Below are 15,453 nucleotides of genomic sequence, written 5' to 3' on the forward strand. Positions count from 1 at the left end.
TGATAATGATATAAAGCATATATGAAAAAATGCTTATTTCCCCTTATTGTCTTATTTAATATCAATACATTAGCTGTTGAGTGCCCAAGTCCAAAAGAAGTTATTGATGGTAGCTGGAAAACGATTTATCAATGCAATAATGGATCTCTTTTTTCTTCTTATGAAATATATATGAAAACTGGCGCCCGTACAGGTCAGAAAACCTATGATGAATTGGGTAGAGAGACATCAAGTGATTCATGGAGTACAGATGGAATATATACATATCATTCGACTCATAATTATTTAGAAAATGGAAATTTTGTAAAATCAGTTTATGTAATTGAAGATGATAAAATCACAAATAAAATAAAAGAAAAAGCTGAGTACACTGGTGATCCACAAGATCCTACTTTAGTTAAGGACTGGGTCATTACTCAATCCTCATATCGCCAACAGGGAATAAGACACTATCATGAACTCGAATATAAGCCGTATCGTATCGATGTTTTAAACAAGCAGGGTGAAGTAACAAAGTATTATGAAGTTACTTATAATATGAAAGCGCCCCTTGCTAATCTAGTAAGTGAGTTTAAGGCATATACACCTAATGGCAATCTTGTTGGAAGTTACCGTGAAGATGGAGAGTTTAGTGTTGCAAAACAATTAAAGAAGTTCAATTTATCAAAGAATGAATATGAAAGAAGATTAAACGTATTTAATGATAAGACTCGTGAGCCAGTCGTTATTATTGATACAGGCTTTGATATTATGCACCCTTCATTAACTCATAAATTATATAATTCACCATATGATATTGTTGGGGATGGTGTTGATAATGATGGCAACGGAAGAGTTGACGACTCATGGGGATGGCAAAGGCAAGACGATGCAGGCCTAAGTCTTTTACGTGATGATAATAATATTAGAGAAACACATTCTCTCGTCCATACTCCATATCCTGTATCTCACGGTACACATGTTGCGGCCCTTGCATTAAAAGACCTCGATAATTACGGACTAGTGGGATTTGCTGGTGATGTGGCAATTAGCGATCATTTGCAAATGGCCGGTGAGTATATAACAGATAAGAATGTTAAATTTGTAAATATGAGTTTTGCTATAGGCTTTCCTGGTGCACCAATGTCTGCACCTCGTGATTCATTTCATTTCCTAGAGAAAATCTTTGTCGATAACCCTGAGACGTTATTCGTTGTTGCAGCCGGAAATGGACGAGGAAGTCTTGATTTAGATTTAAAAGGTAATGATAATTATCCAGCAAGTTATGATTATGAAAATATGATTAAGGTTGGAGCGTTAAATACTTCTAAATTAGAAAAAGATAAAATGGACAGCTATAAACCAGCAAGCTTTTCAAAGTATGGTAAAACAAAAGTTCAAATATTTGCTCCTGGCCAAGGTGTTGTATCAGCGCAATCCGGTGGCGGTACAATACCGTTAAATGGAACTTCTATGGCCGCACCTTTTGTGACAAATATTGTTTTAAAGGCCCATCAATTAAACCCAAGCCTTTCACCACTAGAGCTTAAAGAGTTGTTATTAAAAACGGCCTACATACCAAAGAGTGGAAAGCTTCCATGTGAAAGTGGTGGGATTGTTAATCCCGATGCTTTCTATAAGGCCGTCCTTAAGGCGCGCGACCTTTAGATATTTGAGCAATTTGGCGTGATAGCTCTTTGATTTGTGCAATCTTTAGATCATTTATATCACCTGAGGCAATGAGTTCTCTTAATTCCTTTGCCTTAGGTTCAAGCTTATTTAATAAATCTCGTCGTTTTTCATTTTTTTCTTTCACATGGCCAAAAATCGTCTTTAGCTCTTGGCGAAGACCATTAAAATCATTTTTCGACTTTGCTGCAATTGTCTGATTTATAAATCGATTAAGTACCTGTTGTGATTCTGGCGATACCATTGGTATCGTATGATAGACATCAGCATCTTTCACAACAACTGAGTAATAGCCATTATTATCTTTTATTGCAGTAATTGCACTGTCATTACCAATTTGAACTGTAAAACCTTTATTTTTTTCTGGAAATTTTAATGGAGCACTCTCAATATCAAATGCCATATTCATATTTAGAGAATCGTTTTGCGCGCGAAATCCTCTTGTGATACTTGAGATCACATTTGTTTTCCCTGATATCTGCTTTAGTGCCGATTCGGGGTCAGCATTACGAGTTATACTTCTTGCTACATGATAGATATCTTGTGAATGATTATAAACTTCTTCCATAGAAAAATAATTAGTATATGCCTTACCATCATGAAGCTTTCCATCTTCTTTTGCGTGTTTTACTCGAAGATCATAAACAGACTCTCTACCTTTTGAACGGTTATACTCAAATTTTGCATGTCTAAATTCATGCGGAACAGTGTTTTGATGGTGACCTTGTAAAAGTTCATCTAGGTTTGAAAAATTGAATGATACGGCCCTTGTTCCTCTATTTGATTGTCCAGCGGCTCCAACATATGTATCAGGGTAGAATAGGATTTTTTGTCTAAAGTCATCATTTCTAAAACGTTGAAGCTTTAAAACACCTGGATGATTGCGATCTGCTGCATATTGATTAAATTGAAGGGCCTTTGTTCTTATTTCGCGCTCTTCATTTGTTTTCTTATCTTTAACTTTTCTCTTTAAAGTAATTACTCTTACAGCAAAACCTTCTTCATTTAATTTAGAAGCAAGATCTTCAATCTCTTTATCTCCAGGACTTTTCATCGCTCTTTGCAAATATGGAGTCGTAGGTAGTGACTGTCTTTTCTCATTACCAATTTTTAGAAGTGCACTTTGTAGGCCTTTTGCAGATAAGAACATATTTTCAGGGCCTTTTTCACTTCGATAAAGAACTTTCTTCATTCTCATCATTGCTTCAGGTGCGATGATTAAGTTACTTAGCTTGGATTCTTCAAGTAGCTTTAATAATTGCTTAGCAGCAGGAGTACTTGATTTTAAGAGGTCATCTTTTGTAACCACTAGTCTGTCTGAGTTTTTTCCATCAATTGTAATCGTATCTTTTCGAGTAGGTATACCAAGCTTTCTTGTTACTCCTTCAATTACAGAAACAGCATTATTTGAGAGTCGATTAATATCTTTTGGATTCTGCTCAACACGTCGAGCATACGTTAGTTCAAGACGAGAGAGTAGGTTTGCCTCATGCTTAAAAGGCATCGTCGTATTGGCCGTTTCTTCATCATAATTATTAAATTCTGATTTATTATCGTCTAATTCATTTTTTGATAATAGTGTACTATCTAGCTCTTCATTATGAGAATTATCCGATCTTTTTGATATTGAAGAAATCGTTCTACCTCGATTAATAAGAAATTTTGCAACCTTGGCCATAACGATAGCTGGCGGTATTAAAACAGAGCCTGCAAATTGGCAAAGGGCCTGTGTTCTTGCAGCAGGGTTTAAACATGCGTAATTTTCTTGCATAGAAAAATACATTTCTTCTAGCATATTATAAATGACTTTTCCCATTGTGCCGGAAAAGTGTTTAGCGGCATTCATATAATGAATTGGTCCCCAGCCATCTGTTTCACTTAAAGAGCGAGACCATTCCATAGCAAGAAAATGCTTTGCACTTTCCATTGTATTAACAAGTTCTTCATTTTTTTCTTGTCTAGTTTCAGAGTCAATAGCGTATTCAATAACAGAGCCGATAAACTTCATGAATTCAACAGCAGATCCCCATAGACCTTTTAAGCATGAGATAAATTCAACCCCTGCATTTGTGTCTACAATTAAACTAGGGTCACATTGCCTTTTTCTTTCTGCCTCTATATTTTCACATGCAGGGGAGCTTGTAACGATCTCACAAAGTGCTCTTTCGTTAGTTTGGTCAAGTATATCAAGGTCACCAAATTCAAGACAGCGAGTTTCAATTACATTTAGGTCTAGCTCATAGTTACTTGTAGGAACAAAGGCGAGTGTTGATTGCGCCAATAGAGCTATAATTAAAGAGGATACAATAGTGAGTTTGATTCTCATTTATTTGTCTCCTCAATATAATTTAGCTTTTTCTTGAAATCGTTAATATCTTCTTTGGTTAGTTTTTTTTGAGATGTAATCATCGTGATGATGGACTTATTCTTTGATAAGATGTGAATCTCTTTAAAGAATGTTTTTACACTTCTTGAATTAAGATAGCTTCCATTATTATCAATTCTAATTTCATCTTTATCCTTTTGAAACTTAAGGGATGATGTTTGAAAGTTTGAGAAATCTGCATATTTTAAAATCTTATTTCTACGTGCAAGATATTCTTGAACTTTTTCTTTGTTGTAGTTTTCTAGCTTATTTTTATTATTTTTGACTTCAACGCTTATTCGTTTTGATCCATTTTTCCAAATATCAATATTGTCAAAAGAGAGGTCTTTCACCCAACTGCCATTTGCATATAGTTGAAATTGAAAAAGTATAAATATCTTTATTAGTAAAAATCTCATAACCATATGAAATTTATCGGCTTTTTATTAAGAAAAATTTAATTTTCTAGACGCAGACTTGATGCCGATATATTCTATTGATATGAGTCAGGCCATCAAAAAGGTTTCAAGTTCTATTCGTAGTATTTTCAAGCCTTTATCGCTATTTATCGTTGTTATTTCCTATTTATTAATAGGTCAAGCTGTTGAATATCTCTATGGCCCTAAAGTATCGCAGTCTCTTGTGCTAAGTGGACCTTTCTATTTGTTCTTACTTACTGCAGTTAGTTTATCCTTATTATTAAATTTAATTAGAAAGCTTATAAGAAAAGAATTTTCTTGGCCTAGTTTACTTGTACATATTGGACTAATTGGATTGTTCACAGTTAGTTCTATCTCAAATGTTGAAGGTCCATATAAGAATATTCAAGCAAGCTTAAAACTTAAAACTGGTGAATCTACTAACGAAGCGAAGCTTGAAAAATTTGAAATCTCCATTCTAAATAGAAATACAAAAGAGAAAGTCTTTGTCGATATTAATTACTCCCTTCGCCCACAAGGCTTAAATCTTGATTTTGGGCCGACATATCTACTGACTTATCTTCCATTTAGTCAAAGGACCTATAATCTACGTGATGCCCAGGGAGAGGTAAGTGCCATTATTGAAGTCCTAGATAAGAAGTCTAGAGAAACTAAGAAACATCTACTTTCAACAAATAATTATGATTATGAGAACTTCTTTGTTTCAAATAATCGAGAGATCTTTCTTTATAATCAAGAGAAGTTAAATTGTTTATTGAACCTAAGTAATATTAATCCTTCATGTATTGTTATGCTAAGGAGGCGATCATTAAATGATCTAAAGAATGATTTATGCAAAGAGGGCAATTATCTAATCACTAAAAGTGGATTCATCTCTCTTGCCGATTCATGTCGATTAAATGAAGTAATGGATCGCTTAATTATCGATGATAAGATCGTCTCCCTTGTTAAGTACTATACTGACAAACAGCTAGAAGAGGATTATCACTATAAACGAGACCTTGGCCTTGATAGGACTGATGTTATTAAATATATCGAAAAGCAAAGTCCAAAGCATGTACGTTTTATCAAACCAGGCCAAGATCAAGAGATCATTGATGTGGCCGGCGATTTTCACGATATGAGCTTTCAATATAAAAGCTATAAACTACCTTTTAGCATTAATCTCCAAGAGCTAAGTGGTAACAAAGCGAAATTGATATTAAATGGGAAAGAATATACTTTAGAAAAAGGTGATCTGGTAGAGATTCTAGACTATTATATTAGATTAAATAAGCTGGACTCTAAGGCCCGCGAAGTTAAGGTGTCAGTTTTTAGAGATCAGCTAAGATCCACAAAAACAACGTTCTTTTTAATCTTTTGCCTAGGTTTGATCCTTTTTACATTTTCTTTCACAAGAGAGCGCATGACATCGAAATGAGTTATTGCAAAGATCTGATTTTCTTAATTTAGTACAACTCTATTTTTAACCTTTCTTAAACTGACCTCTTCATTTTCCCTCGATATAAGATTGTTCAATAAAATTACAACTTTTTTAACAATTGAGGATAAAGGGAGAATTTATGAAGAACTTAGTTTTAATTACATGTGCACTATTTTCACTAACGGCATTTGGGAAGATGCAACAATCAAGCGTTATTATCGATTCATTTGATACAGAGGATAAAGCTAAGGAATCGTGCCTAATGGCAGAAGTGGAATATGATGAACTTAAAGACATAAAGGTTGATGGCCTTGCTTTTGAATTTATTATTGCTCAAAGTAAAAAGAGCTGGGACTGTCGAGTAAGAGCAACTCTAGATAGCTATGACCAAGTATTAGCAAAAAAGACTCTTAAGCAGAAACTTACAACTGATTATGACAAGTCTTATACAGAATGTATGAAAATGAGAAATAGAATCATTAATACAACTCTAGGATACGTATTTGGTGATGTAGACTTCTATAAAGAAGGTGGATTCTTAAAGAAGAAAAAGCACGTATGTGAATTTAATTTTATCGTTGTTGAGTAATCAGCGCGCATAAAGGAAGACAGTGGTTTTGTGAGGAGACTGCTGTTTTCCTATAATTTTTCTAATTCCTTTTGCATTTCTTTAAATTTATTCTATAAGTTCATTTAATGAAATATATCTCACTAATAATACTTACACTTCTCCAATATGGACTTGCCTCTAATAACCTAAATTTAGGTAAGAATGTTACCGTTTCTGGTATCTCTTCAGGTGGCTATTTTGCCCATCAATTTCATATAATCAATAGTGGACTTGTAAATGGCGCAGCTATCTTTGCAGCTGGCCCTTTTTATTGTGCTAGAGGAAATGCAATTACAGCAATGAAAACCTGTATGGAAGGTAAACTTGTTAGTGGCACTTCTTTATTTTCATACCAATATATAAATACTCTCCAGTTTAGTGGGCTCATTGATCCTACCTTTAATCTTAAGGATGACAAGGTTTTCTTATTCTCTGGAGTTCTAGATAAAGTGGTTCATCAAGAAGTGACAAATGAGTTAAATAGTCTCTATGAATTGCTAGGTGTTAAAGAGCTTAAATACGTAAAGGATCTTCAGGTTGCTCACACGCTTCCAACTTTAGACCAAGGTGGAGAATGTACTAAATCGCAGACGCCTTTTATCGGAAATTGTAATTACAATGGTGCGCTAGAATCACTACGTACTCTTTATCCAGATAGACGAAAAGAAAACAATGTCTTAGGCGGTACACTTACTAAAGTTAGTCAGCGAAAATACTTCTCTTCTTTTGACATTGGACTATATAGGCCACTTCTTATGGAAGATGCATATATGTATATCCCAAAGTATTGTAAAGATCATCAATGTGAACTTCATATTGCCTTTCACGGTTGTAAGCAATCGCTAGATGATATTGGAACTGACTATATTGATAAGGCTGGTTTTATAGAAGCCTCTGAAGAGCTTGGACTTATCGTTCTTTTCCCTCAGGCCAAAAAGTCATTATCAGACTTTCAAAATCCTAACTCGTGCTGGGACTGGTGGGGATATTCAGGTATAGATTACTCTGTTCGCACTGGCCAGCAAGTACGTATTATTACTGATATGGTCAAAGACCTGCTCAATAAAAATATGCAATAATTACATAAATTCTATTAACACCTTGTCTGCTTGTTTCACCATGGTAAATCCTATTAACTACAAAATAGGAGTATCCCCATGAAGACACTAGTAGCAGTATTTGCTATCTTTCTAGCTTTTGGCACGCAAGCGGCTGATTATTCAGTTAATTTTAAGCAACTTTCAACTTATTCAAATGATTATAAAATTGCAAAAATTAAAGAAGCGCGTTTTCAAGTGATGGCAACAAGTAAAGGTGGAATCCTTCGATATTGTTATAAGGATTATGAGTCAAACTTCCCATACGCTCCACAAAAGAATCCATATTATTTAAGTCAAAATCTAACTTTCGAGACACAAGAAACAACAATAAAATTCGCTAAATTAATTCCACTATTTAATAAATTTAAAGACGAACTTCAGTCTGATCTAAAACTAGGTTGTAGTACTGATGTGTATCTTTCTGGCCTTGTAGTTTCAGAGCTTGAGGATGGAACAGAAGCGCATTCTGACTTCACAGTCTACTTCAAGGACAATAAAGTAGTAATGGCAGCAAGCTCATATCAAGTTGAATTAAAGGCCTCAGAAACGCTTGTAATAGATCTTATACCAACCGTATTTTATGGAAAAAATTGGCAAAAACGCTGGGCCGATCTTGATCCTGCTGTTGGAAATCCACAATCAAATTATTAAATAATCAAGGCCTCTTAATTATAGAGGCCTCTTTGTTCCGATACCTTTTTCATACTTACTTGTAACAATTGGCACATGTGGTAAACATATCTCATTGATATGATCACAAGAGCTCTTATTCTATATTTACTGTGCTTTCTAGCATCAAACTCATATTCTAATACAGATGACAGGGATCTCTCTATTAATTTCGAATACTATGAAACCTTTGTTAACCGCTATCATATTAAGGAGATTATTGAGGCCAGAGCACAAATAGTTACAGTAACGAAAGATGGGCCTTTTACGAGATTCTCTAAAGAAAATTGTCATCAATCCTATTATAATCGCTTTGATAAGAATGAGCATTTTCGTCCATATACTTTAAAAAATAATTTCAGAATTTCGCTGGAACGAAACACAAGTGTAAACCTAGGCTCAATTGCTGAAAAACTAGATAAGCATAGAAGTGTGCTTAAATCACTTATAAAAAGTAGCTGCAAAATAGATTCGTATATTACTGTACTATTAAAAGGTTTATTAAAAAACGGACATGAATTTCGATCTGATTTTACAATAATTCTTAAAAGGCTAAATAGAACTCATCCAGATCTATATCTATTAATTAAAGATAAGAGAGAAAAAATATCTTCAAATGATCTCAACCAGGCCATTCTTGGCCCGACTCTTCTAACTCGTGAGAATATGTGGAACGGTGTTTGGTTAGAGCTCGACCCATTGGCACCTCACTTGCAAATTAATACTCCATTACAACTTAATTAGCGCAATTCACTAGTGATATTGCCCTAGACAGTGTTCATTTATTAGACAAATGATTGCTGCTTAGACGTATTTGGAGACTCTCTTATGAAGAAGACGTTATCGATTTTTGCTCTTGTGGGACTTATGCATATAAGTGCAAGTGCTGCTTTTTCAATTGCTGATCAAGCAATGGATAGTACTAAGTATGAACTCCCAAAAACTAAAGAGAAAGCTGGCCGAGATGTCGCAGACACCGGAAAGAAAGTTATTCGTGTAAAGGGGAGAGATAAGTAGTGACAAGAATCCCAAGCTTAAAGGCATATCCTATTATTGGAAGTATTGGAGAGTTAAATTTTAAAGAGTGTCTCTTTGAGCAACTAACAGATCGAACATATGATCTTGGGGATTCATTTCGTTTTAAATTATTCCATAAAGATGTCTTAGTTGTTTCTGAGCTTGAGAGCTTTAAAGAAGTTATTGTAAAGAAGAGAAATACATTCTTAAAGGGTAGCACTCTAAATGAAATAAAGCATATTAATAAAGGTAGGCCATCCATATTAGATGCTGATGGCGAAAGTTGGCAGAAGTTAAGAGCAGAGTTAATCCAATTCTTCACACCGAAGATTCTTGAAGGACTATATTCAATAGCAAATAATAGACTTGAAAAACAACTGCCTCTATTTGGTGAGAAGGCCTGTGTAAGAGATGTAGAAGTTCTCATGGGGAAATTGGCCTTATCAATTACAAGTGAATTCTTTATCGAGCATGATTTTAAAATATCAAAAGAAGAAATAACTAATCCAAAAGCAGAATGTGACAGCTTTTATTATTTTCAAAAATTTCTCATTGCTGAATTAACTAAGAGAATGAATTATGGCCCATTGTGGAAGTATCTTCCAACAATTAGTAATTTACGTTTTTCCAAATTTATCAAAGAAGGAAAGGACTTTGTTAGACAAAAAGTTGAAAAAGGAACAGAGAATTATACCTTGATCACCTATCTCAAGGATCAATGGGTTGATACAGAGTCTATCATTGGTCAGATATATGGCCTTGTCGGCGCTTCATTTGAGTCTACAGCGGTTTCATTAACTTGGGCACTGTACTTTCTAGCGCAAAACCAAAAGCTTCAACAGGATTTGTATGAAGAACTTAAAAATTATGATTTAAAAGATACGAAATCCTTTATTGATAATGAATTACTTCAAACATATGTGGATGAAACTTTAAGGTTAAGGCCAGCATTTCCAATTCTTTTTAGAGAGGCCTGTGAAGATGCTCAAATTAACCAAGATGAGAAAGTTATCGATGTTAAAAAAGGTACGATCGTATTTACGTTATTAGGTAAGATCCTAAATAATAAGAAAGTATGGGGAAGTGACCATAATGAATTTAATCCACAACGATTCAATAATCTAACAAATGAACAGAAGAAGTCTTATATTCCTTACTCTACAGGTACTAGGACATGCCTTGGGCGTGAGATGGCAAATATTGAGGTCAAAATTATCTTGGCCCATCTCATAAAGAACTTCGTTGTCACACCAGCATGTGATCTAAGTCTAGTGAAGCCAAAACAGAAATTTGTTTTTAGTAGCGACCGAGCAATTGATTTAGAATTTACAAGACGTTAATACTGTAAAAGAGCATTTCTGTCGTAGTAATTTAAGATATCTCTTTCAACCGCTTCAATGAGTGTTTCGTAATCGCGCTCAATTATGATTTTGCCATCGATTGATCCGGCATCTTTTAGGATCTTTTTGGCCTGCTTAATCTTAGGTTTGATTTCAATAGATACGAGACCTTTGTTTTCACCAAAGAAATGTGCTTTGCGCTCTTGTGTCGACTGACAGCCTGATACACTATCGTTAGTTACAAGAAGAGGTGATAAGGTATCTGATTTCTTACCTATATTTGTTTGCTTATAGAGAAAGTATGTAAATATCGATCGTCTTTTATAGAACTCTCCTTTTACACTTTTTGTTATTTTCTTAGTAAGCTTCCTCGATACTCGCTCAAGTTCTCCATTTTCCTGATTTAACATCTTGTCTAGCTCAAAAGTCATGGCCTGGTCATAGCTTAGCTTCTTATTCTTTAAGGCCCTGCCTGCGGCTTCAATACCAATTAAGTGAGAATAGATATCCTCATATGAGAAACCTGACATTTTCTCAGCATTTTTAATCTTTAATGCAGACCATCCATACCAAGTCGTAAACTCATGCCAAGTAAGAATATTATGGGCCATATACTGGGCCGTTTCTATAATTTCATCTTCATTCAGATTTAAGTGTGGCAATTTTGCGATAATAGAGCTTGGCCCTTGTGCTTTTAGCGCCATTTCCTTTGAACCATTTTTAATGGCCTCTTTTATTTTACTCACGTAGAAAGCAGTATAGTCACTGCCGGTTCTTAAGTGAGCGATATCAATAAATCCACCACGACATGTGTATATTAATCCTCGGTCTTCTTCCTTCTTACTTTCGAGATAGCTGTGTTGACCAAGATCATCATCAGCTCTTGAGTAGATAAAGAAAGGAAAAGGAAGGGCCCCAATACGCATCTGAGGCTCTGTCTGGGCCTGCTCTTGTGTAAGGTCCAAACCAAAGGCCTGAGTTGATAATAGCGCGATTAAAATAGGATAGAGAATTCGGTTCTTCATAGCTTTTTCTACCATTTTCAAGGTGTTTAATGGGCAAAAGAGGAAATATTTATACTCTATGTTCATTTTCTATATAGGGGCCAAGCTATGCTAAAATGGAGTAATGAAGTTGATTATTCCTATATTTCTATGCCTCAATGTTCTTAGTGCATCTCGTGTGGAGAAAAAAGTTGATATCAATGCCGATGGCAAGATCGACCGAATTGAAATCTATGAAGACAAAGAACTTATCGAAGTCAGAGAAGATAGAAACCAAGATGGGAAAATAGACGTTATTACAATACATAAGAGTGCCACGTTTTCAAAGCAAGTACGTCAAGATACAAACTTTGATGGCAAGTATGATCGTATTAAAACCTTTAAGAAAGTTAAAGAGTCACCAAATAATAAGAATGCTGGAAAAATTCAAATAAGGACTCAAGTCGACAAGGATCATAACGGAAGCTATGAAATTGATTTTTATAATTATATAAATCCACTTCAACAAACAGATTCTAATCCTTCTCCTAAAATTCCATAGTCAGTTAACTTTCTTTACCAGCATTTTAGCTTTCTTAATTTTCTTCTATGTGAGAGTAAAATGTAGAGTATTGTTTATGAAATCGAAATATATCTTAACAATGCTATTTGCCAGCTTTCAATTATCTTCTTTCGCTCTAGAGGTTGATAGTTTTACCCATCGACATGTGCCTTTACTAGACTCTTTAGATAAGCTTGATATCTACCTTAATAAGGCCTTGGAGGATGCTATAAAGGAAGCTAATCACGCTGATGATATCTTTGGCAATATTTGTCACAAAGGGACATTACGAAGAAAAGTGAAGAAGAACTTAGTTGCCTCTCTTAGAGGTTTATTTGTTGCTAATCCCTTACAGGTCTATATTGATAAGGGGAAATTAGGAGATGGATACTCTGTTGAGACAAAAAAGAGTGAGTCGGTATACCAATATATTCCTCTTATTTATAAACCTATACTGAAGCTTACCCCTTATTCACCACTCATTTTGACTAATAACGCATATATTGGAAGCGACAAATTTAGTCATATGTTTAATATTGGATATCTATATTATCTAAAACATATCCGTCACGGACAAAGTGTTAAAGAAATACTCAAATATGGTAAGAGGTCTGAGTCCATTACCTGGGGAGGTTTCTTTAATGGAATCATCTCTAATGGTGATCTTGTGGCAAATTTTCAAGGGCTACGCTTCTTTATGAAGCTCTTTGGTAAGGGAGTTGATCCTTTAACTGGCGAAAGTTATGAAGACCTGGCCGTTATAAAATGTGTCCAAGGTGAATTTAAGAAAGTTAAAGAAATAAGCTTTATCGACTATGTTGATGATGGAATGGATGAAGGCCTAAACTGTAATTCATATACAAATGGCTTTATGAGAAAGCAAATTAAGAAGCATTTGGATAATATAGGTATGGAATGTCCAGTGGAGCCAGATCGCTGTGAGGCCTTAGGAGATAAGTATGAAAAGTATTCAAAGTATCTCCTGCATAAGGACTGTCGCTAATTAAAGCTTAAGATTTCTTAAAACAAGATATATCGACTTGTGTGGCACATGTAACATGTCGATGTGTTACTTATGCAAAGAAAAATATCATTTCCTACATTATTTCTCATCTACTTATTAAGTTGCGCTTTTTCTTGTTCCAGTAATAAAGAGCAAAGTGATACAAAAGCGAATACACGCTCACTCAGTTCTGTGGAAGGCAAGGTTGAACAAGACTATCAAGAGCTTGATAAAGATTGGCATGATAGGGGAATGGTTGCCAAAGACAATATCGAGCGCATTAAGGATAAGAGAACTCTCCAGGACTTGTGTATTAAAGACTTTGAAAGAAGCTTCTTCTTTCATGCTATACCTGAACATAACGAGGCCATTCGTGGAACCCAAGAAGATGGGATTGTTTACGCTTTAAATATTCTTCATAGTAGCGAACAAGTAAGAGATTATCGATTACTAAAAGTAACTCTTATAAACTTCTACTATAATCACGATAGCGAACTTGTTAAAGTTGATGTGCCACTACTTGCCCGTGGCTGGAGGGTGCAAATGTCTTCTAGGAGACCTGGTGGTTTTGTGATCGATAATTCGAGGTGCTACTATTTTATCAACACTGTTAATCCATTTGAGTCAGGTGTCCTATCGATTAACAATGGTAAAGATATCTAAGGAATATGGAGTAAATAATGTCATATACTGATCTATGTAATGAATATAAGAAATCAAGAGAGCTCTTCTTTAAGACTCACGATGATGCTACAGAGTTTGCAACGACTGTGTTCAATGGTTTTCGTTCGTACTTAGGCCTTGGTGAGAACGAATATGATCTCATAAAGCTTGTTCCAACCTTGCAACTTGAGCCTGATGAGGAAGAGGAATATTTCTCACCAATAGATGAGGATATTTCTTACACTCCTCATGGTGCCGTTAAATTGGCCGACAACGGTTATTGGATCTTTTCGATTTTACTTAGACTCCATATTGATGGAAATAAGAATATGCAGCCAGCAGAAAATATCAAATTTGATATCAGCTATAAAAAAGTCAAAGACACGATCTATTTTAAATATGTCCAAGACAACCAAGATATGCAGATCCAAATAGGAGAGTTAGAGTCTTATTTAAAAAAGAATGTTTATCCAAGTATGGAGAAAACCATTATGGAATTCTACCAAAGCCAAGTGAAATTCTTTTTACATGATCGAAGTGTTGAGAGGAAGATTGGTCTCATTGCTTAAATTATTGGCAATAATTATTAAATTCAATAATGTGCTTGTGAAGTTAATTCTTGAGCATAAATTTAATGAAGCTTGATAACATGTAAAAATCTCATGGCCTAAAATAAACCACATATTTTTCAAAAGAAAATCTTTGTGTCGTAAATCGTTACTTCCTTCATAATTAAAGCTGTAATTTTTTTAAGAGAGGCTTTCTTATGAAAGAAAATCAAGATGTATCAATAAAGACAAGATTAGCGACTATTCTGGGTGGTGTACTTGGCTTTATCGCAGGAAAATATATGGGAATTGTTCCCTTTGTTCCCTTGTCTATAATGGCCATCACTTGTGCGATTTTAATGAAATCATATAATCCAGATAAGAATACGCTTAAGAGCTGGAAGATAGTTAGTGCTTCTATTCTTATAGGTCATGCTATTTGGATTCTCTTAGGAAATATTCTGCTATTGGCCCAAGGTGCAGGACTAACAATGATAACCATAATAGGGGGATTAAATGTAATTATTTATCTCACTATCGGCACTCTTCTTGTAATCAATGAAACACCTAAGAAGTCCTTGATAGCAGGAATCATTTTTTCAATGTTGTTCACTCTTATGAATCTATCATCGTTAACATCAATTGGTAATCGTGCTTATATGCCACTTATCCTTCTACATTGTTTCTATCGTTTAAGCTTTATTGTAGTGGCAGTTCGATATATGTGGCTTTATGACACACGTCCTGATGGAACTGGAGAGATAGAAGTAATCAACAGTGAAAATATAAACACAACTTAGACGCCTATTTCATTTAGTCTTAAAGGGGCGCGGGTACTTCTTGTACTTCAATTTTGCACGTAGAAATGTACACGTCATTAGAAATGTCTTTATCAGGTGTGGGCCTAATTAATAAGACGACATTTGGTCTTTTTGACAAATAAATCTGTCACTTTCACAAAAATGCTCAAATTTGGGAAATCCCTTCTTCTTAAAAACTTAGAATAATCTCAATATTTCTTATGCATAATACTTTGAAATCATTGGCTTCATATCAATATGA

16 protein-coding genes are annotated in these 15,453 nt (G+C 34.7%); 13 read left to right on the plus strand and 3 right to left on the minus strand.

Going from position 1 to position 15,453, the window contains the following annotated elements:
• Positions 1-21 precede the first annotated feature (21 nt).
• On the plus strand, positions 22-1,647 hold the full coding sequence (locus tag DAY19_RS11520) for a S8 family serine peptidase (protein ID WP_115362573.1): 1,626 nt from the start codon (positions 22-24) through the stop codon (positions 1,645-1,647).
• Here DAY19_RS11520 and DAY19_RS11525 read toward each other — a convergent pair.
• Together DAY19_RS11525 and DAY19_RS11530 are read right to left on the minus strand one after the other, a co-directional pair.
• Positions 1,628-3,994 carry a hypothetical protein gene (locus tag DAY19_RS11525; protein ID WP_115362575.1) on the minus strand — a complete coding sequence of 789 codons (2,367 nt, stop codon included), beginning with the start codon at positions 3,992-3,994 and terminating at the stop codon, positions 1,628-1,630. The two genes, DAY19_RS11520 and DAY19_RS11525, sit on opposite strands and share 20 nt — an antisense overlap.
• Positions 3,991-4,452, minus strand: a complete 462-nt coding sequence (locus DAY19_RS11530; protein WP_133296954.1) for a hypothetical protein — start codon at positions 4,450-4,452, stop codon at positions 3,991-3,993. The genes DAY19_RS11525 and DAY19_RS11530 overlap by 4 nt, the downstream gene beginning before the upstream one ends.
• An 82-nt stretch (positions 4,453-4,534) precedes the next feature.
• Between DAY19_RS11530 and DAY19_RS11535 the strand changes: the two genes are divergently transcribed.
• The 7 genes from DAY19_RS11535 to DAY19_RS11565 all read left to right on the plus strand — a co-directional run bounded on the left by DAY19_RS11535 (position 4,535) and on the right by DAY19_RS11565 (position 10,632).
• Entirely contained in the window at positions 4,535-5,893 is a 1,359-nt protein-coding gene (locus DAY19_RS11535) for a hypothetical protein (protein ID WP_133296955.1), read from the plus strand.
• Positions 5,894-6,035: 142 nt separating this feature from the next.
• A complete protein-coding gene (locus DAY19_RS11540) occupies positions 6,036-6,485 on the plus strand; it encodes a hypothetical protein (RefSeq protein WP_115362581.1) in 450 nt (149 codons plus the stop codon).
• Between the two features lie 107 nt (positions 6,486-6,592).
• Positions 6,593-7,585, plus strand: a complete 993-nt coding sequence (locus DAY19_RS11545; protein ID WP_115362583.1) for an extracellular catalytic domain type 2 short-chain-length polyhydroxyalkanoate depolymerase — start codon at positions 6,593-6,595, stop codon at positions 7,583-7,585.
• A 78-nt stretch (positions 7,586-7,663) separates the two neighbouring features.
• Positions 7,664-8,257, plus strand: a complete 594-nt coding sequence (locus tag DAY19_RS11550; protein ID WP_115362585.1) for a hypothetical protein — start codon at positions 7,664-7,666, stop codon at positions 8,255-8,257.
• Between the two features lie 99 nt (positions 8,258-8,356).
• A complete protein-coding gene (locus tag DAY19_RS11555; protein ID WP_115362587.1) occupies positions 8,357-9,019 on the plus strand; it encodes a hypothetical protein in 663 nt (220 codons plus the stop codon).
• 84 nt (positions 9,020-9,103) lie between these two features.
• On the plus strand, positions 9,104-9,292 hold the full coding sequence (locus tag DAY19_RS11560) for a hypothetical protein (RefSeq protein WP_115362590.1): 189 nt from the start codon (positions 9,104-9,106) through the stop codon (positions 9,290-9,292).
• Positions 9,292-10,632, plus strand: coding sequence for a cytochrome P450 (locus DAY19_RS11565; RefSeq protein ID WP_115362592.1), 1,341 nt, complete (start codon positions 9,292-9,294; stop codon positions 10,630-10,632). Before DAY19_RS11560 ends, DAY19_RS11565 begins: the two co-directional genes overlap by 1 nt.
• Here DAY19_RS11565 and DAY19_RS11570 read toward each other — a convergent pair.
• On the minus strand, positions 10,629-11,657 hold the full coding sequence (locus DAY19_RS11570; protein WP_158536888.1) for a DUF4056 domain-containing protein: 1,029 nt from the start codon (positions 11,655-11,657) through the stop codon (positions 10,629-10,631). The genes DAY19_RS11565 and DAY19_RS11570 overlap by 4 nt on opposite strands.
• A 103-nt stretch (positions 11,658-11,760) precedes the next feature.
• Here DAY19_RS11570 and DAY19_RS11575 point away from each other — a divergent pair, with 103 nt between their 5' ends.
• The 5 genes from DAY19_RS11575 (at position 11,761) to DAY19_RS11595 (ending at position 15,191) form a co-directional block, all read left to right on the plus strand.
• Positions 11,761-12,177: a hypothetical protein gene (locus DAY19_RS11575; protein WP_115362596.1), complete on the plus strand. Its 417-nt coding sequence runs from the start codon at positions 11,761-11,763 to the stop codon at positions 12,175-12,177.
• Positions 12,178-12,253: 76 nt separating this feature from the next.
• The gene (locus DAY19_RS11580) at positions 12,254-13,180 is read left to right on the plus strand and encodes a hypothetical protein (protein ID WP_115362598.1); all 927 of its coding nucleotides are present in this window, start codon (positions 12,254-12,256) and stop codon (positions 13,178-13,180) included.
• Positions 13,181-13,252: 72 nt separating this feature from the next.
• Positions 13,253-13,843 (plus strand): hypothetical protein, encoded by a 591-nt coding sequence (locus DAY19_RS11585; protein ID WP_115362600.1) that lies wholly within the window; start codon positions 13,253-13,255, stop codon positions 13,841-13,843.
• Positions 13,844-13,860: 17 nt separating this feature from the next.
• Positions 13,861-14,412: a hypothetical protein gene (locus DAY19_RS11590; protein WP_115362602.1), complete on the plus strand. Its 552-nt coding sequence runs from the start codon at positions 13,861-13,863 to the stop codon at positions 14,410-14,412.
• Between the two features lie 197 nt (positions 14,413-14,609).
• Entirely contained in the window at positions 14,610-15,191 is a 582-nt protein-coding gene (locus tag DAY19_RS11595) for a hypothetical protein (protein WP_115362604.1), read from the plus strand.
• The last annotated feature ends 262 nt before the right edge of the window (positions 15,192-15,453 follow it).

The organism is Halobacteriovorax vibrionivorans, from assembly GCF_003346865.1.
GTDB classification, from domain to species: domain Bacteria; phylum Bdellovibrionota; class Bacteriovoracia; order Bacteriovoracales; family Bacteriovoracaceae; genus Halobacteriovorax_A; species Halobacteriovorax_A vibrionivorans.

Coding starts and splice junctions, on each gene's coding strand:
- DAY19_RS11530 (WP_133296954.1), bottom strand. CDS start 4,452: ATGAGATTTTTACTAATAAAGATATTTATACTTTTTCAATTTCAACTA.
- DAY19_RS11535 (WP_133296955.1), top strand. CDS start 4,535: ATGAGTCAGGCCATCAAAAAGGTTTCAAGTTCTATTCGTAGTATTTTC.
- DAY19_RS11560 (WP_115362590.1), top strand. CDS start 9,104: ATGAAGAAGACGTTATCGATTTTTGCTCTTGTGGGACTTATGCATATA.
- DAY19_RS11595 (WP_115362604.1), top strand. CDS start 14,610: ATGAAAGAAAATCAAGATGTATCAATAAAGACAAGATTAGCGACTATT.
- DAY19_RS11580 (WP_115362598.1), top strand. CDS start 12,254: ATGAAATCGAAATATATCTTAACAATGCTATTTGCCAGCTTTCAATTA.
- DAY19_RS11550 (WP_115362585.1), top strand. CDS start 7,664: ATGAAGACACTAGTAGCAGTATTTGCTATCTTTCTAGCTTTTGGCACG.
- DAY19_RS11540 (WP_115362581.1), top strand. CDS start 6,036: ATGAAGAACTTAGTTTTAATTACATGTGCACTATTTTCACTAACGGCA.
- DAY19_RS11555 (WP_115362587.1), top strand. CDS start 8,357: ATGATCACAAGAGCTCTTATTCTATATTTACTGTGCTTTCTAGCATCA.
- DAY19_RS11570 (WP_158536888.1), bottom strand. CDS start 11,657: ATGAAGAACCGAATTCTCTATCCTATTTTAATCGCGCTATTATCAACT.
- DAY19_RS11545 (WP_115362583.1), top strand. CDS start 6,593: ATGAAATATATCTCACTAATAATACTTACACTTCTCCAATATGGACTT.
- DAY19_RS11525 (WP_115362575.1), bottom strand. CDS start 3,994: ATGAGAATCAAACTCACTATTGTATCCTCTTTAATTATAGCTCTATTG.
- DAY19_RS11585 (WP_115362600.1), top strand. CDS start 13,253: ATGCAAAGAAAAATATCATTTCCTACATTATTTCTCATCTACTTATTA.
- DAY19_RS11575 (WP_115362596.1), top strand. CDS start 11,761: ATGAAGTTGATTATTCCTATATTTCTATGCCTCAATGTTCTTAGTGCA.
- DAY19_RS11520 (WP_115362573.1), top strand. CDS start 22: ATGAAAAAATGCTTATTTCCCCTTATTGTCTTATTTAATATCAATACA.
- DAY19_RS11590 (WP_115362602.1), top strand. CDS start 13,861: ATGTCATATACTGATCTATGTAATGAATATAAGAAATCAAGAGAGCTC.